Consider the following 26,159-nt stretch of genomic DNA (forward strand, 5'->3'; position numbering starts at 1 on the left):
AGTTACTTCACTTGAGTCACGCGCCAGCTTAACTTCAGGTTGATCCAAAAGTTCCACAGGGTAACCAAGGCGATCGCCATGAGTTTCCCGACATAGGGATTAACGTGCAGCCAATTCACGAACAGATTTAGCAGCAGCACATTCAAAATCAGCCCCATGGTGCAAACGATATTGAATTTCAAAAATCGCTTAATCACTAAGCGTTTCTGCGGCTGCTGTTGAGCGAGATCGCCAAACGTCCAGCGATCGTTCCAAATAAAGTTATTTAGAATGGCAAGTTCTGCCGCGAAAATCGCGCTGCGAGTTAGCCCAAAGCCCAGTACCCCAAACAGCAAGTAAAACGTCGTCATATCTACGGCTAATCCACTCAGCCCCACCACGCCAAACTTGAGGAAACGCTCCACCGGAAAATTGAGCTTGCGACCCAGCCGACCCAGCCGACCGGAAGAAATTCGCAACCTCAGCAAATGCTGTAAATAATCAAAATACTGTTTCCAGGTGACTTTGCTTTCCCCCGCTTCGCGCTCTTGAAACACGTAACCCACTTCCGCAATGTCTTCGATCGCGCCCCGTCCCAACACCTCAATCAAAATTTTGTAACCCACTGGATCAAGCGTTTCTCCAGCGATCGCGCCCCGTCGCACCAGAAAATAGCCGCTCATCGGATCAGAAACCCGACTAATCACCCGTGGCAACAGCACCAACCCCAGCAGTTGCGCCCCACGAGATAAAAATCGGCGACTCGCGCTCCAGCTACTCACCCCGCCCCCATCCACATGTCGGCTAGCAACCGCAAGATCGGCTCCCTGTTCTATTGCCGCCAGCAGTTGCAGCAGCGCTTCTGGCGGATGTTGTAAATCCCCGTCAATCACACCCAAAATTTCGCCTTGGGCTGCTTGCCATCCCCGAATTACCGCCGTAGACAAGCCGCGCTCGTGCTGACGACGCATGACCCGCAGATTGGGATACTCTGCAATCAGCGATTCCGCTTGTTCCCAAGTGTGGTCAGGACTATCATCATCCACGATGATTAGCTCGTAGGCATTCGGCAACGCTTCATCTAAAAGATCGCTTAGCCGCTGCACGATCGCCTGGATATTACTGCCTTCGTTGTAGGTTGGCACCACTAGCGAGAACAGCACTGGATACGAAGGCGCTAGTTCGCGATCGCCAAAGCAAAGCGGCTTTCTAGATACTTGCAGCGCCCCGGTAGGGGTAGATAGTAAATGGTGCTGTTGCGATGTGAACATCAAGGAAACATAAAGTTCGCGCTTGTGCAGTTTACAACAAGATCGCTAGACCTGTGTTGTGCGATCGCCTGAAAAAATTGTTCTTGCTAAGCACAAACAGCTACAACCGTTGAAAACCCTAGACAATCTTATATGCGTTAGAGTTCTCGTTCTTGAGATCACTCGTGATTTGAGCCATCGGGCATCGTTGCCCCGCGTAAAATAGCGCCCGTGAGGTTGGCGCTACTCAGTTCCGCTTTTGCCAAGTTCGCATCCGTTAGGTTTGCCCCCCGCAAATCGGCTCTACCCAAATAGGCTTCGATAAACGTTGTGTCCCTAAGATTGACCCCGCGCAGGTCGGCACGGCTGAGATCGGCTCGGTTAAAGCGCGATCGCTGCATGGTGGCTTGAGTGCATTTTACCTTTGCCAAGATTGCCGCCGTTAAATTGGCATCATTTAAGTTGCATCTTGTCAGATCTGATTCCGTTAGGTTTGCTCGTTCTAACTTGGCGTTGACTAGCACCGCTTGTCGAAAGCTCGTTTCTACTAGGATGGCATCCGTCAAAAATGTGCCTTTTAGCTCCGCGCCATCTAACACAGCCCCGGTTAAATTGACCTCTCGTAAACTTGCCTCACTCAAGTTTGCCTCGCTCAAATTTGCCTTGCTCAAGTCGGCACCCGTTAAATTTGCACCGCGCAGATCAGCATTGCGGAGATCGGCACCCCGAAGATTTGCGCCGTCATAGCAGCGCTTCTCATAGCGAAGATTGGCTCCCCGCAGGCACGCACCCCGTAAGCAGGCACCGCTTAAATTAACGTTGCGGAGATCGGCGCTAATCAGGTTGGCATCTAATAAATTTGCTAATGCGATATCTGCCCCGCGCAAATCGGCAGCATAAAGAATTGCGCCGTGCAAATCGGTGTCTCGCAAGTTCGTTGAGAGCAAGTTTGCCTGACTCAAATTGGCACCACACAAGCGCGCGCCCGATAGATTAGCGCGGCTAAGATTTGCCCGATTCAGATATGCCAACACAAAGCTAGCGCCCCTTAGGTCGCAGTTTGTGAAGTTCACTCCAATCAGATCGGCACTATCTAAATCTACGCCGCATAGATTTTCTCCTTGAAAGTCTGTAGTACCGGAATCATAGCGCTGTAGTAATTCACTGGCATCCATGGAAATCAACCGGGTTTATCCTTTCGTAATCCAGTGTGGCAGCAGATGGGCAAGAACTCCTACTCCTGAGCATTAAAGATGCCTGTTTTTTCTGACTGATCATCGGCAGTGGGCAGCAACCGAGTTGAGTTATTCCACGCTTCGGAAGCGTCGGGCGATCGCCTCGATGGAGATAACTGTTGAGTTTGTTCAAACTCAGCGTCTGGCATGGTTGAGCCTTGGGTCGATTCCTCAAAATCATCCAGAGTAATCCGGGTCGCTTGTTCAGCATTCCCAAAAATAGATGCAGGACTACCGTGTAAATACAAAGTTCGTACACATTTAATAATCGTATCGGCAGCTTGCACTCCTTCTTCGGGTTCCGGCAGTCGTCGGGCTGTACGATACAACACTGCTTCTAAATCAGTATAGGTTTGAAAATTTTGCACTAACTCTCGCAGCAACCCATCCAACTCATACACTTTTAGATCCCGCCAGTCTTCTTGACTAAAGGTAAAGTCAGAATGAAGCGTGGAAAAGACCAGGATTTTTGCTCGAAGCGGATTGGTGTACTTCAAAATGCCTAATCGCACATCGAACAGGCTAGCGACCGATTTCACAGGTGGGGCTGAATCGGCAGAAGGAACTTCTGGGATAACTGCGGAAGAGATGGGCTGAGGATTAGCAGGCGATCGCTCTCGGACGGCTGATTCGGCATACATCAAACCCAAATTGTTAATGAGTTCCTTGGCAACTAGCCTATACTCCGCCTGCTTACTGAGCGTTTTCGCAACTGCCTCTAACTCTGTTTGTAAACGCTGAATGGTGGGAGCTAGTGTATGCAATTCCTTCAGTAGCGCTACTGTATCAAAGGCTGCTAGCTGCCCAGGATCGCTAATCCATTGATTTTTACAAACATAGATAATCAGCTTCTTAAAGCGAAAGAGATAAGAGCTTTGCTCAATCTGATGAGCCACGTCGCGGTACGAAAAATTTTTAGGCGTAGCAGAATTTTTAGGCGTAGCAGTAGATTGAGGTGCCGATGTCTGGGTGCTTTCAACAACAGATGACTGAAGCTCAGGATAAAGCGGTAGAAAGTAAGTGACTAAACTTTTGCTAACTACTTCATACTCCACCGATTTGTTCAGCGTTTGCACAAACTGGGCTAGGGTTTCCTGAAGTTGGTTTCCGTCTACTGTCACGCTGTGTATTTCTTGCACCAGAAGGGCAGTATCCACTTGGGTTAGCCGAGTTAAGTCACTTTCCCATTGGCGGCGGCAAATATAAAAAAGTAGCTTTTTCAGCCGAATTGGATCATTACTGCGATCGATGCTGCGAGCAACTTGCTGATAAATTGGCTCCACTTCGCTACGCTGAGGCAATGCCGCAATGGGCGTAAACAGCAGTCTGGTTTGATCCGAGACAACTTCAGCCTGAGACGATGCTCCCGAATTTGGTTGAGTGGGGCAATAGAATCGATTTGCCTCACCTAGCAGTTCTTTGGCAACGAGCGCATACTCCGTTTGTTTGCTCAGGGTTCTAATCGCGGTTTCGAGCCGTTGGCTTAATTGCTCAATGTTAGAAGCAAGCCCTAAAAATTCTTGAAATAACCCTTTCAGGTGAATGGCATCGAGCTTGATGGTGTCAGTTTCCCAACGATTTTTGCAAACGTAATACAGCAGTTTTTTGATCCGCACCAAACTGGGGCTTTGGGCAAGCTTTTTCGCCGCGTCGTCGTATGGGTCTTCGATCTCGTCTTCTGGGGTTACCAGAATTTTGTAGGCGGGCACCACCTCGCGAATGTTTTTGAGTTCACGGGGTCCCAAATACTGAGTATCAAACTGGAGTCCGTGCTTGGCGACCTCATAAACAGTTTGGGAAATGCAAATTCCACCGGGGTCAGCTTCCGTTTGCAATCGGGCTGCGATATTCACCCCATTCCCCATAACATCCGTTTCAGTGATGTACATATCGGCGAGATGAATGCCGATTCGGTGCATCAAATAGTCTTTGGGCGGCAGAAGAGTAGCGGTTCCCCTGATCGCCTCTTGGGTCGCGATCGCACATTCTACTGCTTTGACGGCACTCGAAAAACACATCAGCAGCCCATCGCCTGTAGTCTTTAAGACGCGTCCTTCAAACTGCCCACAGAGTCGCGTCATGAGTGCCAAATCACGCCGAATCAGGTCTAGAGTATGCTCTTCATCCACCGACATCCTGGCACTAAAGCCGACGCAATCCGTAAACACCACGGTTGCTAACGTGCGGTGCCCCTTGAGGTCTGCTGTCAGGATCTCGTCTTCCATGAGGGTTATCACCGGCAAAGAATTTTCAAGCTACAAAAAATTAATACAGGAAACAATTAATGCAGGAAACACAGTGGGCAAAACTTGGAAATGGTCAAAGCGACAGATCAAAGCGAAAACCAACGACTTTACTGACTTTCTTAGGTGCCTATTTTGACCTTGGCAACTGGGTAGGAGCGATCGCCGAGATGACGATAGAAAGCAGGTTTAGACTAACTTAGATTGGACAAGAGTTCAAATGCTTTATACTCCCACTCAATAGATAATCTTAATTCTTCTCTTATTAGAGTGCCCTAGTTGCCTCAGTTTCGCACGACTCTACAAAAATCAACCTTTAAACCAAGAACATGCTGCCTGATTGATAAAAACGGTATGGATTGCTATTACAGCTAACGTTCACAATTTGCTTTTTATGCCGTTGGGGTGAATACTCTGGATAAATTATTTGTAAAGTGTTCTATAGATGGCTGGTTTACTGTGATTTGCCCTAGCGACTCCATCGCCTGTCACACCGCTATTTGAGTTGCTAATTTCAGCAGCTAATTTCAGCAGCAATTTAACCGTTGAATCTTGTTTGGAGCGAGTTCTAATGCAATCAACGAAACAAACCTATGATGTGTTGGTGATTGGGGCGGGTCACAATGGATTGGTTTGTGCTGCCTATTTGTTGAAAGCAGGCTATAAGGTGCTGCTGTTGGAACGGCGTTCCGTCCCTGGAGGAGCCGCCACAACGGAGGAGGCTATGCCGGAAGAAGCTCCTGGGTTTAAGTTCAATTTGTGTGCGATCGACCACGAATTTATTCATTTGGCTCCGGTGATAGAAGAGTTGGAACTGACAAAATACGGGCTGGAGTATTTGTTTTGTGATCCGGTGGTGTTCTGCCCTCATCCGGATGGTAAATATTTTTTAGGGCATCGATCGCTGGAAAAAACCTGTGCCGAGATTGCCCGTTACAGTCCGCGTGATGCTCAGAAGTATGCTGAGTTTACCGAATATTGGCAGCGGGTGATTCACGCCATGACTCCGATGTTTAATGCGCCGCCGCGATCGCTAATCGACATTGCTGGCAACTACGATCCAGATAAGATTAAAGATCTAATGTCGGTCATTGGTTCAACCAATAAAGCCTTGGATTTTGTGCGAACCATGCTGTCTAGCGCTGAAGATTTGCTAAGTGAATGGTTCGACTCAGAATTTTTGAAGGCTCCGCTTGCCCGTCTGGCTGCCGAGATGGGCGTGCCTCCCTCCCAAAAAAACCTGGGCATCGGCACCATTATGATGGCGCTGCGGCACAATCCGGGAATGGCACGACCCAAAGGCGGCACGGGTGCGTTAACCCAAGCCTTGGTCAAACTGGTGCAGGCATTAGGCGGCGAGATTTTGACCGAGCAGATTGTGAAACAGGTGTTGGTGGACGATGGACGGGCGATCGGGGTGCGGACAACTACCGGGCAGGAATATCGGGCTGAAAAGGGTGTCATTTCCAATATTGATGCCCAGCGGTTATTCTCACTGATTGATCGCAGTAATGTGGATGCGGCTGATCCGAACTTGGGGGAACGGCTGGAACGGCGCATTGTCAACAACAACGAAACCATTCTGAAAGTGGATTTGGCAATGTCGGAGCCGCTCAAATTTGAACGCTACAACCATCAAGATGAGTATCTGATCGGTTCTGTGCTGATTGCTGACTCCGTGCGCCATGTGGAAATTGCCCACAGCGATCCGGCGATGGGGCGAATTCCTGATGCTGACCCGTCGCTGTATGTGGTGCAGCCCACGATGTTGGACCCGACCATGGCTCCCGCTGGAATGCACACGGTTTGGATTGAATTCTTTGCGCCTTACAATATTGCTGGATTGGAAGGAACGGGCGATCGCGGCACCGGCTGGACGGATGACCTGAAACATCAGGTTGCTGATCGCGTGGTTGATAAGCTGGCGGAGTATGCCCCCAACGTCAAAACCGCGACGATTGCCCGTCGAGTGGAAAGCCCCGCCGAACTGGGCGATCGCCTAGGATCGCGTAAAGGAAACTACTATCACATTGATATGACCCTGGAACAAATGGTCTTTTTCCGTCCCTTGCCAGAAATTGCCAACTACAAAACTCCGATCAACGGGCTGTATCTCACGGGGGCAGGCACTCATCCGGGCGGTTCCATATCGGGAATGCCGGGACGCAATTGTGCGCGGGTGTTTTTGCATACGCAGCAACCGATCGCCCAAGCGTTCAAAGATGCCAAAAACTCTTTAGCGTCAGTCGCTAAACATATGATGGGGTGATATGAACGCACAGGTTTTGATTTTGGGAGGCAGTGGGCGGATTGGCAGCAGCGTCGCGGCGGATCTACTCGCGTTTACGTCGGCAGAAATCGTGATCGCAGGACGCAATTCGACTCTAGGGAAAAAAGTCTGCGATCGCTTGGGATCACGCGGGCAGTTTTTGTCGCTAGATCTCAGCGACAGCGAAGGATTGACCCAAGCAATTTCCCAAGCCGATTTAGTGATTCACTGTGCTGGCCCGTTTCACTACCGCGATACCCAAGTGCTAGAAATCTGCATCCAGCATGGGGTGAACTATCTCGATGTCAGCGATCATCCCTCGTTTACCCGCAAAGCGATGAGTTGGAGCGCCGCCGCAGAAACCGCAGGCATGACCGCGATTGTCAACACAGGCATTTTTCCAGGTATTTCCAACAGCATGGTGCGGCAAGACGTGGAGCAGTTGGACGAAGCGGAGATGATTCACCTGAGCTATGCCGTTGCTGGGTCGGGGGGGGCTGGTGTAACGGTGATGCGAACTACCTTTCTGGGACTGCAAAAGCCGTTTCAAGCCTGGATAGATGGCGCGTGGAAGACGGTGAAACCCTACAGTGATCGCGAAACCATTGAATTTCCTGCGCCCTATGGACGCACAGGCGTTTACTGGTTTGACATGCCCGAAACCTTTACGCTGTCCAGCACCTTCCCCGTCAAAACCGTAATCACCAAGTTTGGCACCCTCCCCGATTTCTACAATCATCTCACTTGGAGCGTTGCCCGATGGTGGCATCCCTGGCTGCTAAAACAAACGCCTGTGATTGAATTTTTGTCCCAGGTAAGCCACTTTATGACCGATGTCACCGATAACTTTAGCGGCATTGGGGTCGCCATTCGCTCTGAGGTCACTGGAACAAAAGACGGCAAAGCCACTCAAGTTTGCTCTACGCTGACGCACCCCAACACCGCGATCGCGGCAGGATGTGGCACCGGTAGTCTTGCCGAATTGCTGCTATCCAAGCAACTCAACAAACCAGGTGTATGGGTCGTGGAACAAGCCCTACCAACTGATTTATTTCAACAAACTCTACAAAAACGCGGCATCCAAACTCAGCAGTCTATTGGAGAAAAGGCGAGGGATATAAAGGTAAAAGGTAAAAGGTAAAGAACAAAACTCAAAATATTTTTTACCTTCGCACTCAAAACTCAAAACTCCTAATCCTCCTCCGTCGTGATTTCTAGGCTGCTGACCACCCGATTTCGTCCCGTAGATTTGGCTCTCAACAGGTTTTGGTCTGCCCGTTTGAGCAAACTCACCCCTCGCCCATCATCCGTGCTTTTCAGGGTGGCAGTTCCGGCGCTGATGGTAATTGTTAGGTCAAGTCCTTCATCGATTGTGAAAGATTGTTCGCCAATTAAGCGGCACAGGCGACGAGCCACCAAATCGGCTTCACTTTCATCAGTGTTGCTAAGGATAATCACAAATTCTTCGCCGCCATAGCGAAATAGAGTATCGCGAAATCTGAGATTGTGGCGTAAACGGCTAGAAACCAGTTGCAAGGCGCGATCGCCAATGGGATGACCGTAGGTATCGTTAATCCGCTTGAAGTAGTCTATGTCTAACATGACTAAGCTAAGGGATTCCGATCGCGTTTGAGCATTCTGAATTTGCCTTGGCAGTTCCCAATCTAGGGCGCGGCGATTATTCAGTTCGGTAAGGGGATCAGATAGCGCGATCGCTGACAAAATGTCGTTGGTTCGCATTAGCTCACGATGGGTTTTGACTGCTCGTACCCCAGCTAAAATTTGCGATCGTAATAAGCGATCTTGCTTTGCGGTTTCATCTGGTTTTAATACTTCACCTTGAGCATCCTTTTGAGGAAGCCATAGATAGCCATCGCCTCCCCCTTCCAAAGCAGGGCTGATTCATTGGCAGAAGGAAAATAGGCGAGGGATATCATGAGCAACCTGTCGAATCGCCTGAGTCAAAGAGTCAAACCCATGCTGCCGGAAGAGATTAAGGGCAAAGGTTCGCACAATTGCCATATTAATCAAAGCGTGACCCTCACACAGTGGAGTCGTATCTTCTTGAAAGACCACATCTTTACACCAGTGGAGGCGATTCTCAATGTGCCAATGCTGCCGGATACGACGGGCAAACTCGGCGGCATCGGTTGCCAGCGAACTGATATAAAACACCGTCTGTGAAACGGGTATGCCTGCTCTTAGTCCGGTGCGTTCGACCCGAATCACTCGTTTAAGAGCGACCCAACTTGGGTCAATGGTGGCACTTGGCTCCAATACACACACACGGCGTTGGGTTGAGCGATTGCGCGTCCGCTCTGAGTCCACGTGACAACTGAGGGGAGACGAGTGTTCAAACTGCTGCTGGATTTGGGCTAATAATTTGGGTTGATTCCCTTTGATGGCAATTAAGTAGTGGTTCTGACTGGCTATAATTTGCTGAACTGTTTTTTTTTTGGCGTGCAGGGCATCAAAACTAAAACACACCCCTTGCAACTGAAGGTGCTCCAACAAGGTTTGTACCGTTACAATTTCACTACTCGTTTTGTTGTGCATGGATTGCACCCCAACGACCAGTCCCAGTCGAGTGCTGACCACCGACACCACACTGACAAAATCTTGATACGCCTGGTCGTAATCTCTCAGACTGACTCGGATGCTCTTGCCGTCAACGGCACAAGCGGCTTGCTCTTCCAGCTCAACCGTTTCCTGTGCCCATTGATTGAAAACCTCGGTTAACGCCTCAAAGTCCACTCGCACCAAAGCGCGGCGAATCGTCGAGTAGCAGGGTAACCGCTCATAGGGCACTTCGAGTACCCCTAACAATTGGGTTTGATGGCGCTCCACAAAGCACGCGATCGCTCGATACCCCACACACCCGCTCATCGTTGCCATCAGTACCAGCAACAAAATCACCCACAATGGATACTGGGGTTGGGTTCGATAGTCTCGTACTTGTTTGAGAGCATCAATCAGGCTCATGGCTAGCTAGGGGTGAAAGAGCATCACCCATTATCATTTTTCTACCACTGATGAACTAGCCCTGCCCTTCCAAAGCCTCAGTTCGAGCTTCCATCTCCCAGGTTTGCTTCAGGTCAGGCTCCAACATTTGAGTCGGAATTTCTAGTAATAAGCAATAAATCCATGCAAGTTTTGCCTGCCCTTTAATCTCATAACAAAGTTCAAGGCTGCCGGGTTGATTTGCCTGCAAAATAATCAAGTCAGGTTGTTGCGCTTGAATCAGTGGCACGGCTTCACTAGGACGCGACGCAACTTCCACCGTACAGTTCAGCAAATTATGAATTCGATCGAGAAGTGTTGCCAGAAAGTCATCACCTCCAACCAACAGAATTGAAGCGTCCATCAATGTTAGTAGCCCAATCTGACAATGCAGGTCATGATTTCAATAAAGTATCGAATCTCATAGTCGGTAAATGCACTTAGCGATGGAAAAATGGGCGCAAGTGCTATCAGCAATAGAAAAAGTTGGTGACTAAATATACTGATACTTTCAGTATCTACACGACCTATTCTTTCTTTTTCTGAACAGTACTGAGAAAAATTGAATATAGCAGAGAGTAGGAGTCAAAGGCAGTGAACCTAGGGTAAGACATGCATTATGTCATTCAGATCCTATTTTTGGGCAAACGTAATTGTTTTAATCGACCTTAAAGAGTTCATGGGCTGGTGTTTTAGAAGTTTGCCAAACAAACATATGCCATATTAATCCGCTAAATGAATTTACTTTTAATGTGTTAAGTGCTGAACAGCTAAAATGACCTCGCAAGGCTTTATGTTTTATTGGCAACTCAGTAGGATGAGATGCTAGATAAGATATGCCTTTATTTATCTCTCAGCAATAGTTAAAAGTTACTAGATTCATTGAACTAGAGCACCACCATTTACCGTAAAGGGGTGCTGCCCTAATTAAAACCGTGCGTTTGCGGGAATAGCTCCGGTTATACTGCGATACTTTACCGGGATTGGAACAAATCAAGGGCGAAAAGCGACTGGTAGGCAGGTTTATATCTGTAATCTGCTGCGATCGCAATTGCGATCGCGTTGAATACACTGCCTTGTTTTTTAGGTCTGTTCGTGTTGAATCCGGCATAATCTTTTGCAACCACTTCTAATTCTGCTTATGCGCCCTAACTCTAAGCTACCCTGGTTTCTCTCTAGTCTTGCTGGTTTTTTGCTGGTGCTTCCCAGTTCAGTTCAAGCGAACGGTCTGCAATCTTGGCGCTTCGATGTTCGCCAAAATCGGCTGGAGTTTTCTACAGAGGAAGGCGTACAGCCGATCGCCCAGCTAGTAGCTAACCCGACCCGTTTGGTGATTGATCTGCCGGGAACAAAGTTGAAGCGCCCCAAGGTGAGTGAGTCTTTTGCTGGAACGGTTCAAACGTTGCGAATAGGTCAGTTTGATGCTCAAACGACTCGTTTAGTGATTGAACTAGCTCCAGGCTATGCGCTAGATCCAGCCCAGGTGAAAGTGCGGGGGCAGTCGTCAACTCGCTGGTCGGTGCAGTTGCCAACTCCGCGCCTAGATGCCAGCGCTACTGTTGTTGTTCCGGCTCAACCCACAGGTATTGCTCAGTCGCCTGTCGCAACTATTCCTCAACCTACTTTTCCGGCAACGCTTGGGAGGGGAACTGCGCCCACCATTAATATGGATGGGTTGATTCCGGCAGGGCGATCGCTCAATTGGCTCCAGCAAAGATTGGCAAGCTTGCGATCGGGGGAATATGCCTCGCTCAAACCGGGCATGTTTTTTATGGATTTGGAGACTGGCAACTATGCAGAAGTGAATGGAGATAAAGTTTATCCCACTGCCAGCATCATCAAACTGCCCATTTTGATCGCCCTATTTCAAGAAGTAGACGCTGGCAAGATCAGCCTGAGCGAAACCTTGACCATGACTAGGGATGTAATTGTGGGTGGCTCTGGAGAAATTCAAGACCTGCCGCCCGGAACTAAGTTTAGCTTGCTGGACACCGCAACCAAGATGATTGTTACCAGTGACAATACCGCAACCAACATGATCATCAAGCGCATGGGCGGTATTCAAGTACTCAACACCCGATTTCGGAGTTGGGGTCTGCAAAAAACAGTCATGCGAAAAATGTTGCCCGATCTCAAAGGGACGAACACGACCACCGCTAGAGAGCTTGTTCAGTTGCTTGCCATGCTAGATAAGCAACAGTTGCTATCATCCCGCAGCCAAGGGCAAGTGATCGATATTTTGCAACGAGTGCGTAATCGGAGTTTGTTACCCGTTGGGTTGGGGCGTGGCGCGACGATCGCCCACAAAACAGGCGACATCGGCTTTGTTTTAGGGGATGCAGGCATCATCCAAATGCCCTCTGGCAAGCGCTATCTGGCTGCTGCTCTGGTAGAAAGTGCCTACAACGATCCGGGTGCGAGAGATTTTATTCAAGATGTTTCGCGGATTGTCTATACCTACTTGAGTCAACCAAACAGTGCAGCATTGGCTCCGTAGCAGCGATTTCGGGTTAGTCGTTCTAGGCTTGGTTTTGTGGTTCTTGTTTTGAGCGATCGCCGAATCGCCTTGAGTGGGTCTAGCAGCAGTATGTCGAACGGCATCCGTACAACGTTGCAATCTTTCGTTCGCATCTGCCAGAGTCATACCCTAAAAAGTAAGCCAAAAAGTCAGCCAATTATTTAGGGAGTCTTTGCCATGCTTTGGATAGGAACAAGAAACGTTCTCTTCCAATTCAAGCCTGTCACTCAAAACTCATCCTCACCCAAGGAGCCACAATGTACGGTGCTTTCATTAATAGCATTGGCAAATTCTTACCTGGAAATCCCATCAGCAATCATGAGATGGAAGACTATCTGGGCTTGGTGAACGATCGCCCCTCTAAAGTGAAAAGTCGGATTCTTAAAAGCAACGGAATTCAACAGCGATATTATGCATTGGATAAAAATCAAAAGACGACTTACTTGAATAGCCAAATGGCTGCTTATGCGGTGCAAGATGCGTTAGGAAAGTTAGATTTTTCTCCTGGCGAAATTGATTTGCTGTGTGCTGGAACCACTTGGGCAGATCTTTTAGTTCCCGGTTTTGCCAGTATGGTACATGGCGAGCTGCCTGAGTTTTCTCCAATTGAATTGAATACCAGCATGGGCGTTTGTTGCGCTGGAATTGGATCGCTGAAGTATGCTGCATCTCAAATCAAACTAGGGGAAAAAAGAAACGCGATCGCGGTTGCTTCCGAACTTCCTTCTCGTCTCTTCAAAAATACAAACTTTGAAGCAGAAACCAATATTAAAGCCGGAAAATCATTGGGATTTGACAGTGAATTTTTACGCTGGATGCTATCCGATGGAGCCGGAGCTTTCCTGATTCAAAATCATCCTAATCCAACTGGAATTAGTCTTAAAATTGAGTGGATTGAAATGGTATCCCATGCCAATGCATACCCGGTTTGTATGTATGCCGGAACCGACAATGAAACCGCACAAAAAAGTTGGACGGATTATTCTTCTTACACAGAAGCGACCCAAGTGGGAGCAATTAATCTGCGGCAAAATATTCGCCTGCTGGATAATGTCGTCAAACTGGGCGTAGAAGGTTGGCTAAAACTGATTGAATTGGGACGAGTCAAACCAGACGATATTGATTGGCTTTTGTGTCACTATTCGTCTCACTTCTTTAAAGGACAAATTGTGGAGCTTCTGGATAAAGCAGGCTGCATGATTCCTGAAGAAAAATGGTTTACGAATCTCTACACTCGTGGCAATACGGGTTGCGCGTCCATTTATCTGATGCTGGAAGAAATTTTTCACTCTGGCAACCTCAAGCCGGGACAAAAAATCTTTTGTTTTATCCCCGAAAGTGGCAGGTTTACCACGGCGTATATGTTGCTGACGGTGGTTGAAGCAGGGAATCGGGAACCGGGAATCGGGAATCGGGAAGAAATGAGAGAAACTGCGCTCGCTCCTCACCCCGCGCCTACCCTCGAAACCGCTTCTGCTTATTTGCTAAGGCAACTTGCCTTAGTGTGGTTAGAGTTTGAGCGCAAGTTGCGATCGCTACCCATGTTGCGCCGACTGCACCGGGGGGAATTTACCCTGGAGGATTACAAAGCGCTGCTGCGAAACTTGCGTCCTCAAGTGGTGGAAGGTGCCCGCTGGATAGCCCGTGCTGCTTCTAATATGAGTGATTTTCGATTGAGATCTACCTTTATTGGGCATGCTCAAGATGAGCACCGCGATTTTCAAATGTTGGAGCGAAACTATGTTTCTGTGGGTGGCGACTTGCAAGAAATTGTCGAAGCTGAAAAGAATTTGGGCAGTGAAGCACTGTCTGCGTTTATCTTCCATCAAGCCTCGCGAGAAAACCCTGTGGATTTGATTGGCAGCATGTTTATTATTGAAGGATTGGGCAATAATTTGGCGGCACAATGGGCAGCCCAAATTAAGCAAACATTGAACTTGAAAGATGAGCAGGTGTCGTTTTTGGCATACCACGGTGCCAACGATGAAGCCCATATCGGCAAGCTAAATGCCATTTTGAATGCGGAGTGGATGACGATGGAAATTGCTCAGCGAATTGTGAAAACGGCACAGGTGACGGCACGACTTTATCTGATGCAACTGGAAGAAATTCGATGATAGGACGGGCGCATCTAGGGTCGTAGGTAAAAGCAACATTACCATTTTTTGACTATGAATCCTTTCACTTAATTCACTAACTTTATGACAACGACTGACCTCGAACAAATCGCGTCTGTGGCAGCATCCGAACTACTCACTGATGCTCAGGTTTATACACCAGAACCCCGCGATCGCCGAAATCCTAATGCCTGGGATGCGCTGTATTTTGATACTGCCATTCCAGTTGACCCGATCGCCAAAGCCTACATGATTCGGGATTTGAGAAGCTGGACACGAGCCTATTTGCTGCTGCCGATTAAGCTAATTGCCAATATATTGTTGGCGCTGATCATGACGCTAAAACGGCTGCTACCCTTCCAGTTCAGCAATTATGTAGTCATGCATCGTTCCGCTGCTTGGTTCCTCAAGCACTTTGTTTCGCCAGAAGCTTGCTATCTGATCGTGCGGCATATTTGCTTAGGATCTAACATCGTTAATTTCTTAATTGAAAATGGACCTGATCCAGCGATCGAATCATCACAGCTTTATCCACGCACAGTAGAGGACTTAGCTGAGAATGCCTTTCTAGAGCACGATATAATTCTGTATAACTTCGTGCTGGACTACAGCAAAGCTCAGCGAGAAAATCCTAATTGGCTACAACAAGTGCATCACAATGGATTGAGTTATGAAAGCATTCAGCCGATTACTTTGAATATTGACTTGACTCGACGAAGCTGGCTGCAAGTATTAGATTTAGAATCCGCGATCGAGCTTTTCAAGGTGTTCTATTCACTTTGCTTAACGAGTGATGAATTTGAACGAGCAGTGTTGTCATTAGAGTTTGATGAAAACTTTGGTTGCTACATTAGTCAACTTGTAGGCGACTACAACTGGAATCATGTGATTGCAAATCGAAATCCTTTAGCGCCTGATAGCTCTTTTGGGTCAGCACGACGTTTGCTGATGCACGGCATCATTACAGAATATCTGCATCACTATTTAGAACTGCGAAAATTAGCACGATCGCAGCCGAGTCATTAACAAGACAATCTCATCAATGGCGGAGCGCACGGTATCGGTTGACGTGTTGTCATAGTTGGTGAGAATGCTAAACGCGATCGCTGGATAATTCAACGGAGTCAAGTAGCCCGATAAACTGGTGACTCCAGAAATGGTTCCCGTTTTTGCTTGCAGTCGCCCTTGGGCAGCCGTGCCGCGAAAACGATTTTTTAGCGTACCGCTTACTCCTGCAACGGGTAGAGAAGCCTGAAACACTTGGGCATTGGGCGATTGCGCCATGCCTTGCAGAGTCTTGGTCAATGCTTCAGCGCTGGCACGGTTGTTACTCGCCAACCCCGATCCATCCACCATCGTGTATTGCATGGGCGGCACTCCCACCGCGAACAAAATCGGTTTAATCGCCGTAATACCGCTAATTCTCGCATCCAGGTTGTCTGGGCTTTGGACTCTGCCTACTGTTTTCAGCAGCACTTCCGCGTAAATATTGTTGCTCTCTTGATTTGTTTCTTTCAGTAACTCTGCCAACGGGGGCGAGTCTAACGAAACGAGTTCGACTTCTCCAACAGGGGCAGGGGTGGCTCTCACCAAGGTGGATTGCACGACCGTAATTTTTGCTTGAGTCAATGCAGTACGGAATTTTTGGATTAAGTAATTTCCTGGATTAGCGATCGATGTGGCGACGGGTTCTGAGGCAGAGCCAGCCCGAAGTTGTCCCTCAATGTTGATGATCGGCTGAGTGCGATCGCGTGCGACATCCACGAATTCTGCTTGCCCTGAAGATACCGTGACCGATTGATTATTCAACCGCCAATCGGGAGTATCCGTGGGGTCATCCCACTGCACCCGTAGCGATCGCCCCACGGTTTGAGGAAATAACGTCAGCCCAATCCCATTTTGGTTCAACATCAAACTATTCACTGGCGCACCGAAACCTTGCAGCGTGTCGTCTATATCCCAATTAGGATTCGTGGCAGCACCCCGAAAGTAGGTATCATCGCCCACCAGCAGAGCAACCTGTCGAATGCCTCTTTGACTCAATCGCTGCGCCAACAGGTTCAGTTGCGATGTCTTCAAGCTAGGGTCACCTCGACCAATGATCCGCAACGTTGCCAGCGTTGAATTGGTGCTGTTGCCCGTAACCGAGGTGCGAATCTGGTAGGGTGCCCCTAGTTTTTGTAAGGCGGCGGCAGTGGTGAACAGTTTATTGTTGGAAGCAGGAGCCAGCAGCGTCGTAGCGTTTCGGGCATAGAGCGTTTTTCGAGTGGATGGTGGACTGAGGGTTTGCACTTGAACGCCCCAGCGCACAGCAGGTAAGCGACTGATAACTCGATTGATGTCAATGGGCAACTGAGACGCACACACCGAGGAAGCCGCAAGCCGTTGAGTAGGAACTACGATGTTTGCTTGAGTGGGTTGTGCGATCGCTGAAATCGAGAGCAGTGGTGATAGCCACACACTTACTAAAACTGTTGAGCAAACCGTTTTTATCTTCATGCGATCGCATTCCTTCACTTCACACTCCTCCTCATCGACTAGACCCTATCGTTAACTGAACTCTTGTTCCATCAGGTTATATCAAGTTGGGTGGTTGATTTAGTCATGGCTAATCCCCATTACTAATCCCCATTAAGATAGTCAGCCAAGTTTGTCACAGTGTAGTTGATAGGTCTACTGAGCAGATATTAGCAGTAGTCAAGTTTACTGAAGCTCAGCCCTTGAGTTTGAGGTTAAGAGCTATCTTGTTTTGCCCCTCATAAATCTTAGCTGTGTTAAGATCCATGAAAATCTTTCTAGCTACTGAATCCTGATGAGTAAGGTTCTGGTGCTTAATGCTTCCTACGAACCGCTAAACATTACTACTTGGCGCAGGGCGGTCGTGCTATTGCTTAAGGGCAAGGCGGAGCAAGTTGAACATAATGGTAAGTATATTTACTCCGGCTTCCCACTCCCTACGGTTATCCGGCTACGTCACTATGTTCGTGTGCCCTATAAAGAGATTCCGCTGACGCGCAAAAACCTACTGCATCGAGATACCTATTCTTGTCAGTATTGCAACTACACCGGGGATAACCTGACGCTGGATCATGTGATCCCGCGATCGCGAGGCGGTGGGGATACTTGGGAAAACATTGTAGCGGCTTGTGTGCGGTGTAATGTCAAAAAAGGAAATCGCACCCCGAAAGAAGCAAGTATGCCGCTCAATAGCGTACCTCAAAAGCCCTACAGTGGTCTTTATTTTGAAGTCACTAAGCATGTAAAAAATGGCTTAAACCAGGAGTGGCGTAAGTATGTGATTGGTCTGTAGTCTGTGGGAAAAGATTTTAAGGTCTTCAGTTTTTCGAGCGATCGCAGTTTAAGCGCTCCTAGCGATTCATTCGTTTCACAGGTTTACTGAGAAGTCATGATTACATAGCCTTTATTTAAAAGATTGCACTAAAGATTCATGTAGTTTTCACGCTTTTTTTGCGAAGATCGAAGTATTCAATGAAGCCCTGCATTTTTAGTTAATTAGCGATTACAACGATCGCATAGACATTTCTATTGCCATTGTCTAACTACCCTTTACCTTAAAAACCCCTAATTCTGTGACAATTCGCAAAATTATATCTAATAGTGTGTTGACCCCCTCGGAAGATGCCCAACCAACGATGGCTGAACGGCTTCCTGCTGTTTTAGATCCGGTAGAGCCACTGCTTAAATCGCTGCAAGATTCCCCTACCTATCGAACTCAGTCGCCTGCCTATGAAACACCGCGATCGCGGGAGCAACTCCAAAAAGTAGAACTGCTGCAACAATCCTTGGAACGCCATCAGGGAGAACGCCAGTTAATTGTGCTGCAAGATTTCCCCGATCCCGATGCGTTGTCTTCTGCCTGGACCTATAAACTGATTGCCCAGAAATATGACATTCAGTGCGATATGGTCTATGCCGGAACTTTGAGCCATCAAGAAAATATTGCCCTCGTCAAACTCACCAGCTTACCCGTGCAGCGCTGGGCGTTAAATACGCTCAAAAATCGCAACTTGGCAGCCTATCAAGGCTATGTTTTAATCGACAATCAGGGCACCACCAGCCAATTAACCCCGTCTTTAGAAGCCGCAGGGATTCCCGCCGTGGTTGTGATTGATCATCACAGCGCTCAGGGTGAGATTAAGGCAGAGTTTGTTGATATTCGCCCGTATACCCGCGCCACTGCCACAATTGTGACTCAATATTTGCAGGCGGGGCTGCTGAAGCTAGATAACAACTCTAGTGAGCATGTGAAATGTGCCACGGCGTTGATGCATGGGTTGCGATCGGATACCAATGCGCTCAGGCAAGCTCAAGAAGAAGATTTTTTAGCAGCGGCTTATCTGAGCCGATTTTATGACGCTCAATTGCTGAATGCGGTGTTGCAATCTTCCCGCTCGAAGCAAGTGATGGATGTAATTGAGCGATCGCTGAAAAATCGCGTCGTTCAAAACAACTTTTCCATTGCCGGAGTGGGCTATTTGCGGTACGACGATCGGGATGCCATTCCCCAAGCCGCAGACTTTTTAGTCACTGAAGAAAACGTGCATACCGCAGTTGTGTATGGCATTGTGCATGATGAAGATGAAGACCGGGAACTGGTGATCGGCTCTCTACGGACGAATAAAATTACGCTTGATCCCGATGAGTTTTTGAAGGAGGCTTTTGGGCATGATTCTCAAGGGCGCTTTTTTGGCGGTGGGCGATCGCAGGCAGGTGGTTTTGAAATTCCTCTTGGCTTTCTCTCTGGTTTTGCCGAAAGTGCCGACTACGCAAAAATGAAGTGGACTGTATACGATACTCAAGTGAAACAAAAACTGCTGCGCTTGATTAATCCCGATCAACACTATCGCAACGGCATGAGCTAGGGTTTCTTTAAAAAGTTTTGAGGGGATCGAAGATCTTCAAATTCGACTCAACCTCAAAATTCAATTCCAATAAACTCCCTAGATTTGAACAACCCTCCTAATCATGATTGAACTCTATTTAATTCGCCATGGGTTAGCTGGCGAATCTGGCACCTATACCAACGATGATGAGCGACCTCTAACGGAAGATGGCAAAAAAAAGACTCGTTTAGTTGCTAAGCGGCTAATGGACTTAGGGTTACAGTTCGATCTAGTCCTTACGAGTCCGTTAGTCCGTGCCAAACAAACCGCAGATATTTTGGTAGATGTTGGCTTAAGCGCTCACTTACAGCAAGTCAGTTATTTGGCTTCTGGAACCATTACACCCTGGCTAGATTGGCTAGCAGATTGGCAACCTAAAGAATCCAACAATCAAGAGCGATTGGCACTAGTTGGACATGAACCAAGCCTTAGCACTTGGGCAGAGTTGCTAGCATGGGGTGAAGTGAAAGGCGCAGTTGAACTGAAAAAAGCGGGAGTGATTGGTCTTTCCTTGCCTGAAACTGGATCTCCCATTGGGCGGAGTACTCTATTTTGGCTTACGCCGCCTCGGTTTTTGTTGGGCTAGGGACAAAGAGAGGCTTAGGGCACCTCTTTGTTGCCTAGCCAAGAGGACACTAGATCCGCTTGGTTTTTTACAGCAAAGACTTTGGTGGCGTGATAGCTAATTTTTTCTCGGAGGCGGTAGATTTGCTTCACATTCAGGTCTAATGCTTTGGCGATCGCTTCTTGAGATTGTCCCTGTAAATAAAGCCGGAGCCACGCGATCGCGTTGGGGTCTATCTGCTTTTCTTGCAAATATGCCTCAAATCGGCACTGAACTGCATTGCGGGTTTCTTGTTGCTCTTGCAGGGCTTGGGCTTCTTGATATTCTGCAACGGCACGAGAATCGAGCAGACTCACTGAGCCTTCTGTTTCATCGGGTGCAATCTCATGAGACACAAGCCGAATAAAATCATTCGCTGGAACTTGGGTCATGCCGCCTTTTTGGGTGCGCCGCAGATAGTTAACAAAGCGATAGCAGAGCAGCGGTTGGTTGCGAATTGGACGCAGACAATATTCTTCGACGCTTGCCAACAGTAAGGCATTTCTCAGGCGCGTGTCTTGGGTGCATTGAGCAATCCAAGTGGCTTGCTGTTGCATATAGCGATCGCCTTGCAATAGTTCTTGGATGACCTCTTCTAGCACGTCTACCACGCTGCGCTGGCGATCACGAGAAAGGGCAATCCAAGTGCGAATCTTATTGCGAACTAGGAATAGGTTGCTGAGACGTTGAATCAGCCCTTTATACGCGCGCACTGGTGAAACATCAAGATAGCGCTGTCGTAAAATGCGGTAGCGATAGTCCATTGCTTGTTCTGCAATGTGCCGTTGGGTTGGAGTGAAGTCATTTAAGCGGGCAGGATTTTCTCCAATCAGCCAATAGGCAATGCTGTCCCGATTGGTAGAGCTTTGTCCGGGTAACTCTGTCTCCAATCGCGATCGCCAGGTTTCTAAAAATTCTTCAGCGAGTGTCATTTCGTCAGCTAACATCATAACGTTGCTGTCCTTCGGCTCTAAATTACCCTCGTCTATAGAGTTTGCCCTACAACCCGATTCAACACACTCACCCGCACGGGTAAAATTGATGAACGGTAGAGCAGAACCGTGAACAGCAAACTGTTGCTTATTTGGGATAGATTACTTTTGGGTTCGGCAGGTTAGCCAATAAAAGATGATCTCAAGTTGCATTGTACTCACATACTCGACATCCTGATTAACCATTGCTGGCTTTAAAGTTGTTGGCTTTAGATACCTCTGCTGAATAACAAGATAGGAGAGGCTTGGTAAGGTGTTTCAACCTAGGGCGATCACTCCCATGAAACAGCGATCGCCCTTAGCTGCCATTTAAATTAAACCTGCTAAATCTGGGCTACAGGCTCTTTTGCTAGGAACTTTTCCAACTCCGTCAAGGCATCCGCATCCACCTTCGTTTGCATCGGGCAGAATTTCGGACCACACATCGAGCAAAACTCCGCCGTTTTATAGATATCGGCTGGCAATGTCTCATCGTGATACTCCTTCGCACGCTCTGGGTCAAGCGATAGCTCAAACTGACGATTCCAGTCGAAGTTATAGCGAGCCGCAGACAGCTCATCATCGCGATCGCGTGCCCCCGGTCGATGACGGGCAATATCCGCCGCATGAGCCGCAATCTTGTAAGCAATCAGCCCGTTCCGCACATCCTCTGCATTGGGCAGACCCAAATGCTCTTTCGGAGTGACATAGCACAGCATCGCTGTCCCATACCAACCCGCCATTGCCGCCCCGATCGCGCTGGTGATGTGGTCATAACCGGGCGCAATATCCGTCACCAACGGACCCAGCACATAGAACGGTGCTTCCGAGCATTCCTCCATCTGCTTCCGCACATTAAACTCAATTTGATCCATTGGCACATGACCTGGACCTTCCACCATCACCTGCACATCGTGTTCCCAGGCTTTGCGAGTTAATTGCCCTAAGGTTTTCAGTTCGGCTAACTGCGCTTCATCCGATGCATCATGCTGACACCCCGGACGCAGGGAATCCCCCAAGCTGAATGACACATCGTACTTTTTGAAAATCTCAATGATGTCATTAAAGTGCGTATACAGAGGGTTTTGCTTATGGTGGTGCAGCATCCAACGGGCTAAAATTCCGCCACCACGAGAGACAATCCCGGTGATGCGATTGCGGACTAAGGGCAAATGCTCAATCAAAATGCCCGCGTGAATGGTTTGATAATCCACGCCTTGCTGAGCATGTTTTTCGATTATGTGGAGAAAATCATCTGCGGTTAGGGTTTCAATGTTGCCGTGAACGCTTTCCAACGCCTGATAAATCGGCACTGTGCCAATCGGAACGGAAGACGCATTGATAATTGTGGTGCGAATTTCATCCAGGTTGCCGCCGCCCGTAGATAAATCCATCACCGTGTCAGCACCATACTTGATGGCAAGATGCAGTTTTGCCACTTCTTCATCCATATTGGACGAATTAGGAGATGCACCTAAGTTAGCATTTACCTTACATTTGGACGCAATCCCGATCGCCATCGGTTCCAAGTTAGGGTGGTTGATGTTGGCGGGAATAATCATCCGTCCCCGCGCCACTTCCGCCCGAATCAGTTCCGCCGGAAGTTTTTCCCGCTGGGCAACGTAGTTCATTTCTTCTGTAATCACGCCCTGCCGCGCATAGTGCATCTGAGATACGTTGCTATGCCCATGCCGTTTAGCGATCCAATCTGTCCGCATATTTCAGTTCCTTTAAATAACAGCTTCCCTCCGCCGGTATAACCCGGTCTCAGGTTCTCAGGGTGTATTCTCAGCCTGAACACTCAGGCACCCCTAGCGTTGATGGATAAAGCATATCACTCATATTTATACGAATGGGCAAGGTTCCAAAAGGTTGAAGATTTGCGGATAACCCTCTTACCAAACGTCGGTTTTATTTAGTTGCCATTCCTAAACGGTATTCTGCAACGACTTCCTCTACGGTCGGGTTTGCTTTACCTTTGGCGTTGATGAATACAACCGGAGCATCGCCTTTCATTAAGCGATCCATTTGCTCCATGGCTCCAAAGATATCTTCTGTGGAATCAGAATTCATTGAAATAGACTCGGTTCGTCGATAGGGAATATTGAGCTTTGCTAAACTGCTGGCTAAGGTTCGCGCTCGAATTCCTTCAGGACGATCGCACTCAGGACCCACAATCAACACTTCACGAGCGATCGCGCCATCGGGCATAGCTGTTGTGACAAAACCCGTTTGATTTTTCGGTTGGATAGCCGTTATTGTGCGGCTCTGGGATTTGGCATAAACCACTGCCCCGATGATGGCAGCTTGTGCTGCGATCGCCAGCCCTATAAATACTGAGATTTGAGTTGATCCTTTCATAATCATTTTGATGAAAACAACGTGGTTCCATGCTACTTAGCGCAAAGATGCAACAGTGCGATCGTCATCACAGATCTTGCTTCCTTCGCAATAAGTCCAATCTCCTAAACCATCGTCAAATCTTCATCTAAAAATTCGTATGAATCGACTGCTTGTGCTAGCAGTGCTTGACGATACCATTCTCGCGTTTTAGAACAATTGTCAACAATCCACACTCTGTATAGTGCAGCATTGCGCTTCATCCTGACCCCATAAAAGTTTCTCAAAGTCCCTCTCTTGCTCTGGGAGAGGGATTTAGGGCGTAGCTTGCTTCCCGCAGGGTGGGCAACAAAAGTGGGATGCACTCAGAACCAATTTCCTCATCCAGTCTGTTTTATTACCAAAAAGCTGTGAGTAAAAAATAAGCGGCTACCGCACTCCCAACTCCGCCTATCAGAAACCCAGTCCCATATTTAGTCCATCCTGCGGATGTTTTGAACTCTTCGGGCGGTTGTGGAGTCGTCAATGTCAATGTTGGGGCAGGTGGTTTGCTGGCTCCATATAAAAGAATAAGAATCGTTGAAATAATCAATAGTCCAATTCCAGAAGCTAATCCAGCGAGATTAGCACTGGGCGTATTTCGTAAAGGACCCAGCTTTGCGAAAGGAACGATGATCCATAATCCATGGGCAATACCAGCCTCTACTCCCCGCCGAAAAACACTGATTCCTTTACGATAAGCAGGAAAGTTATTCAGTAATGCCTTACTTAACGCTGACGAATTGATCGGCGTTTCTAGATTTGCACTATAGATATCATCCACTGGATGAATCACAGTTCGATTTCTGGGATCGCCAGGATTGGTGTTCGAGCGAGTAACCGCATCACTAATCGTCATCTTTTTTCCTCAAAAAATATATTAGGTACAACAGCTATCTACGATATCCAGCGTGTAGCGATGCATGTACACAAAAGTAAACAAGATTTTTGTATCAAACATCATTCCTGCGATAGAAGGTGAGTCACAGACTACTGATCAAACAAGGGTTTACGGAGAAATAGATCAGGAAAAACTTTCCTATCCTAAATCCATCTGGGGCATGATGACGTGTATCTACTTAAATTGACTGGAAAGATGCATTCCCGCAGTCAATTGACACTATTTAACTATCTGGGTAACTGCACGGAATCTCCATAGAACCTTTAGAGCGAAAGAGGCTGCTGTCTTTGACAATTAACCCTTTTTCTCACCTAAATCAACCCTTTAAACTGTTTAATCGGAGGGTCGCGTATGGTTAAATGACACTTATGTTGATTTCAAAAAAGTACGGCGATAACCAGTGCCTACTTGTTTGATTCACCATAAATTAATTAACTCCGCGAACTTAGAGAAAGACTTTTCCTCAATGGCAACCCAGCCAGTTTTTGATGAATCCTTCATCCTTGCCCGAATTGCTCAACAGGATGAAACAGCGCTTTCTCAGTTGTACGATCGCTACGCTCGTGTGATTTATTCCGTTGCCTTCAAAAGCCTAGGCTCCGTTGAAGAATCCGAAGAAGTAGTTTTAGATGTGTTTTCCCAAGTTTGGCGAATTGCCAAGCGTTATGATACTCAGAAAGGGCGTGTGGATACGTGGCTATTTATGTTGGCTCGCAGCCGCATTTTAGATCGCCTCCGGGTGATTCAGCGATCCACAAAACTCCCCACGACTTCTGTAGATGCCGTAGAGATCCAAATTGCTGGATCGAGCGTAGATCCAATTGAAGATGCTCTGATCTCTGAACGCCAAACTCAAGTGTTAGCCGCTCTCAAAACTTTACCTCCAGAGCAGCGTTTGGTTCTAGAGTTGGCATATTACAAAGGCATGACTCAAAGTGAGATTGCGGCTCAAACTGGATTTTCCTTGGGAACCGTCAAAACTCGTGTCCGTTTAGGATTAAACAAACTGCGAATCGCTCTTGGCAGTTGGGAACTTTAACCCGTAGTGGATGAACCCCACAATGTATATATTTATTGTTTAGTAGTCATGTGTGATGGATGAACACCGCTGTTTTTGTGAATTGGCTCCGCTGTATGCATTAGGCTTACTGAATCAGGACGATCGCGCTTGGGTTGAAGCGCAAATCGTTGTAGAGCCAGATCTGGCAACAGAACTGACAGAAATCGAAGCGATCGTAGCAGCGATACCCTATGGCAATTCACAAGTGCCAATGTCTGCCAATTTGAAAGAACGCCTATTTCAGCGAATTGGACGGGCTGTTCCCATCACCCAACCTACTCCAGAACCGACATCCGCATTTCCGGCTCTGGTTGCCCGCTTGCTCGAACGCAGTGCCACCTCGCTGATTAATCGCAGTGAAGTTCGCCACCAAGCCATTAAATGGGAACGCTACAAAGTTCCCGGTGTCACCATTGCGCGGCTACATATCGATCTGGTTAAACGCGAGGCGGTTGGGCTGTTTCGGGCAGAACCTGGAGTCCGCTATCCCTTGCACCATCACGCCGATGTAGAAGAAATCTTTATGCTGCAAGGCGATTTGATCATAGGAAACAAAGTCTATGGCAGTGGAGACTACATTCGCTCAGTTCCCAGCAGTATCCATGCCCCTGAAACCCACGGCGGCTGCATGTTCTTCTTCCGCACTTCTCTACATGATGAAATTTTGGCAGAAGCTCAAGTGTGACAAGGTGTGTTTCGACTTCGCTCAACTCACACTATCTCCTACAG

General features: G+C 48.0%; 23 protein-coding genes and 1 riboswitch. Of the genes, 11 read left to right on the top strand and 12 right to left on the bottom strand.

Annotation, left to right across the window (positions count from 1 at the left end):
* Positions 1-2: 2 nt before the first annotated feature.
* From AC1S5B_RS09135 to AC1S5B_RS09145, 3 genes are all read right to left on the bottom strand, one after another.
* Positions 3-1,250, bottom strand: a complete 1,248-nt coding sequence (locus AC1S5B_RS09135) for a glycosyltransferase (RefSeq protein ID WP_482035361.1) — start codon at positions 1,248-1,250, stop codon at positions 3-5.
* A gap of 158 nt (positions 1,251-1,408) precedes the next feature.
* Positions 1,409-2,404: a pentapeptide repeat-containing protein gene (locus tag AC1S5B_RS09140; RefSeq protein ID WP_482035362.1), complete on the bottom strand. Its 996-nt coding sequence runs from the start codon at positions 2,402-2,404 to the stop codon at positions 1,409-1,411.
* A gap of 59 nt (positions 2,405-2,463) precedes the next feature.
* Positions 2,464-4,689, bottom strand: a complete 2,226-nt coding sequence (locus AC1S5B_RS09145; RefSeq protein WP_482035363.1) for an adenylate/guanylate cyclase domain-containing protein — start codon at positions 4,687-4,689, stop codon at positions 2,464-2,466.
* A 589-nt stretch (positions 4,690-5,278) separates the two neighbouring features.
* Between AC1S5B_RS09145 and crtO the strand changes: the two genes are divergently transcribed.
* Together crtO and AC1S5B_RS09155 are read left to right on the top strand one after the other, a co-directional pair.
* Positions 5,279-6,976 (top strand): beta-carotene ketolase CrtO, encoded by a 1,698-nt coding sequence (crtO, locus tag AC1S5B_RS09150; protein WP_482035364.1) that lies wholly within the window; start codon positions 5,279-5,281, stop codon positions 6,974-6,976.
* Position 6,977: 1 nt separating this feature from the next.
* Positions 6,978-8,117: a saccharopine dehydrogenase family protein gene (locus AC1S5B_RS09155; RefSeq protein WP_482035365.1), complete on the top strand. Its 1,140-nt coding sequence runs from the start codon at positions 6,978-6,980 to the stop codon at positions 8,115-8,117.
* 50 nt (positions 8,118-8,167) lie between these two features.
* Here the strand turns inward: AC1S5B_RS09155 and AC1S5B_RS09160 are convergent, their stop codons facing one another.
* From AC1S5B_RS09160 to AC1S5B_RS09175, 4 genes are all read right to left on the bottom strand, one after another.
* Entirely contained in the window at positions 8,168-8,866 is a 699-nt protein-coding gene (locus AC1S5B_RS09160; RefSeq protein ID WP_482035366.1) for a GGDEF domain-containing protein, read from the bottom strand.
* Between the two features lie 12 nt (positions 8,867-8,878).
* Positions 8,879-9,958 (bottom strand): ISAs1 family transposase, encoded by a 1,080-nt coding sequence (locus AC1S5B_RS09165; RefSeq protein ID WP_482033858.1) that lies wholly within the window; start codon positions 9,956-9,958, stop codon positions 8,879-8,881.
* 55 nt (positions 9,959-10,013) lie between these two features.
* Positions 10,014-10,340: a PleD family two-component system response regulator gene (locus AC1S5B_RS09170; protein WP_482035367.1), complete on the bottom strand. Its 327-nt coding sequence runs from the start codon at positions 10,338-10,340 to the stop codon at positions 10,014-10,016.
* Between the two features lie 610 nt (positions 10,341-10,950).
* Positions 10,951-11,103 carry a hypothetical protein gene (locus AC1S5B_RS09175; protein ID WP_482035368.1) on the bottom strand — a complete coding sequence of 51 codons (153 nt, stop codon included), beginning with the start codon at positions 11,101-11,103 and terminating at the stop codon, positions 10,951-10,953.
* Between the two features lie 14 nt (positions 11,104-11,117).
* On the opposite strand from AC1S5B_RS09175, the gene AC1S5B_RS09180 reads away from it, so the two are divergent.
* The 4 genes from AC1S5B_RS09180 (at position 11,118) to AC1S5B_RS09195 (ending at position 15,637) form a co-directional block, all read left to right on the top strand.
* Positions 11,118-12,473: a serine hydrolase gene (locus tag AC1S5B_RS09180; RefSeq protein WP_482035369.1), complete on the top strand. Its 1,356-nt coding sequence runs from the start codon at positions 11,118-11,120 to the stop codon at positions 12,471-12,473.
* Positions 12,474-12,509: 36 nt separating this feature from the next.
* Entirely contained in the window at positions 12,510-12,659 is a 150-nt protein-coding gene (locus AC1S5B_RS09185) for a hypothetical protein (RefSeq protein WP_482035370.1), read from the top strand.
* 92 nt (positions 12,660-12,751) lie between these two features.
* Positions 12,752-14,611, top strand: a complete 1,860-nt coding sequence (locus AC1S5B_RS09190; RefSeq protein ID WP_482035371.1) for a beta-ketoacyl-ACP synthase III — start codon at positions 12,752-12,754, stop codon at positions 14,609-14,611.
* Between the two features lie 84 nt (positions 14,612-14,695).
* The gene (locus tag AC1S5B_RS09195; protein WP_482035372.1) at positions 14,696-15,637 is read left to right on the top strand and encodes a DUF6999 family protein; all 942 of its coding nucleotides are present in this window, start codon (positions 14,696-14,698) and stop codon (positions 15,635-15,637) included.
* Here AC1S5B_RS09195 and dacB read toward each other — a convergent pair.
* On the bottom strand, positions 15,611-17,128 hold the full coding sequence (gene dacB, locus AC1S5B_RS09200; RefSeq protein ID WP_482035373.1) for a D-alanyl-D-alanine carboxypeptidase/D-alanyl-D-alanine endopeptidase: 1,518 nt from the start codon (positions 17,126-17,128) through the stop codon (positions 15,611-15,613). The genes AC1S5B_RS09195 and dacB overlap by 27 nt on opposite strands.
* A 295-nt stretch (positions 17,129-17,423) precedes the next feature.
* Between dacB and AC1S5B_RS09205 the strand changes: the two genes are divergently transcribed.
* The 3 genes from AC1S5B_RS09205 (at position 17,424) to sixA (ending at position 20,101) form a co-directional block, all read left to right on the top strand.
* Entirely contained in the window at positions 17,424-17,921 is a 498-nt protein-coding gene (locus AC1S5B_RS09205) for an HNH endonuclease (protein WP_482035374.1), read from the top strand.
* 280 nt (positions 17,922-18,201) lie between these two features.
* On the top strand, positions 18,202-19,494 hold the full coding sequence (locus AC1S5B_RS09210; RefSeq protein ID WP_482035375.1) for a DHH family phosphoesterase: 1,293 nt from the start codon (positions 18,202-18,204) through the stop codon (positions 19,492-19,494).
* A 103-nt stretch (positions 19,495-19,597) separates the two neighbouring features.
* Positions 19,598-20,101, top strand: coding sequence for a phosphohistidine phosphatase SixA (gene sixA, locus AC1S5B_RS09215; RefSeq protein ID WP_482035376.1), 504 nt, complete (start codon positions 19,598-19,600; stop codon positions 20,099-20,101).
* A gap of 14 nt (positions 20,102-20,115) precedes the next feature.
* On the opposite strand, the gene AC1S5B_RS09220 is transcribed toward sixA, so the two are convergent.
* The 4 genes from AC1S5B_RS09220 to AC1S5B_RS09235 all read right to left on the bottom strand — a co-directional run bounded on the left by AC1S5B_RS09220 (position 20,116) and on the right by AC1S5B_RS09235 (position 24,328).
* Positions 20,116-21,069 carry a HetZ-related protein 2 gene (locus tag AC1S5B_RS09220; RefSeq protein ID WP_482035377.1) on the bottom strand — a complete coding sequence of 318 codons (954 nt, stop codon included), beginning with the start codon at positions 21,067-21,069 and terminating at the stop codon, positions 20,116-20,118.
* 365 nt (positions 21,070-21,434) lie between these two features.
* Positions 21,435-22,808 (bottom strand): phosphomethylpyrimidine synthase, encoded by a 1,374-nt coding sequence (thiC, locus tag AC1S5B_RS09225; RefSeq protein WP_482035378.1) that lies wholly within the window; start codon positions 22,806-22,808, stop codon positions 21,435-21,437.
* An 8-nt stretch (positions 22,809-22,816) separates the two neighbouring features.
* Positions 22,817-22,913, bottom strand: a riboswitch (TPP riboswitch).
* An 88-nt stretch (positions 22,914-23,001) separates the two neighbouring features.
* Positions 23,002-23,451, bottom strand: coding sequence for a hypothetical protein (locus AC1S5B_RS09230; RefSeq protein WP_482035379.1), 450 nt, complete (start codon positions 23,449-23,451; stop codon positions 23,002-23,004).
* A 376-nt stretch (positions 23,452-23,827) separates the two neighbouring features.
* Positions 23,828-24,328: a photosystem I reaction center subunit XI gene (locus tag AC1S5B_RS09235; RefSeq protein ID WP_482035380.1), complete on the bottom strand. Its 501-nt coding sequence runs from the start codon at positions 24,326-24,328 to the stop codon at positions 23,828-23,830.
* A gap of 508 nt (positions 24,329-24,836) precedes the next feature.
* On the opposite strand from AC1S5B_RS09235, the gene AC1S5B_RS09240 reads away from it, so the two are divergent.
* The gene (locus AC1S5B_RS09240; RefSeq protein WP_482035381.1) at positions 24,837-25,409 is read left to right on the top strand and encodes a sigma-70 family RNA polymerase sigma factor; all 573 of its coding nucleotides are present in this window, start codon (positions 24,837-24,839) and stop codon (positions 25,407-25,409) included.
* A 55-nt stretch (positions 25,410-25,464) separates the two neighbouring features.
* Complete coding sequence (locus tag AC1S5B_RS09245; RefSeq protein WP_482035382.1) at positions 25,465-26,115, top strand: cupin domain-containing protein; 651 nt, start codon at positions 25,465-25,467, stop codon at positions 26,113-26,115.
* Positions 26,116-26,159: the final 44 nt, after the last annotated feature.

It is taken from the genome of Leptolyngbya sp. CALU 1928, assembly GCF_056784215.1.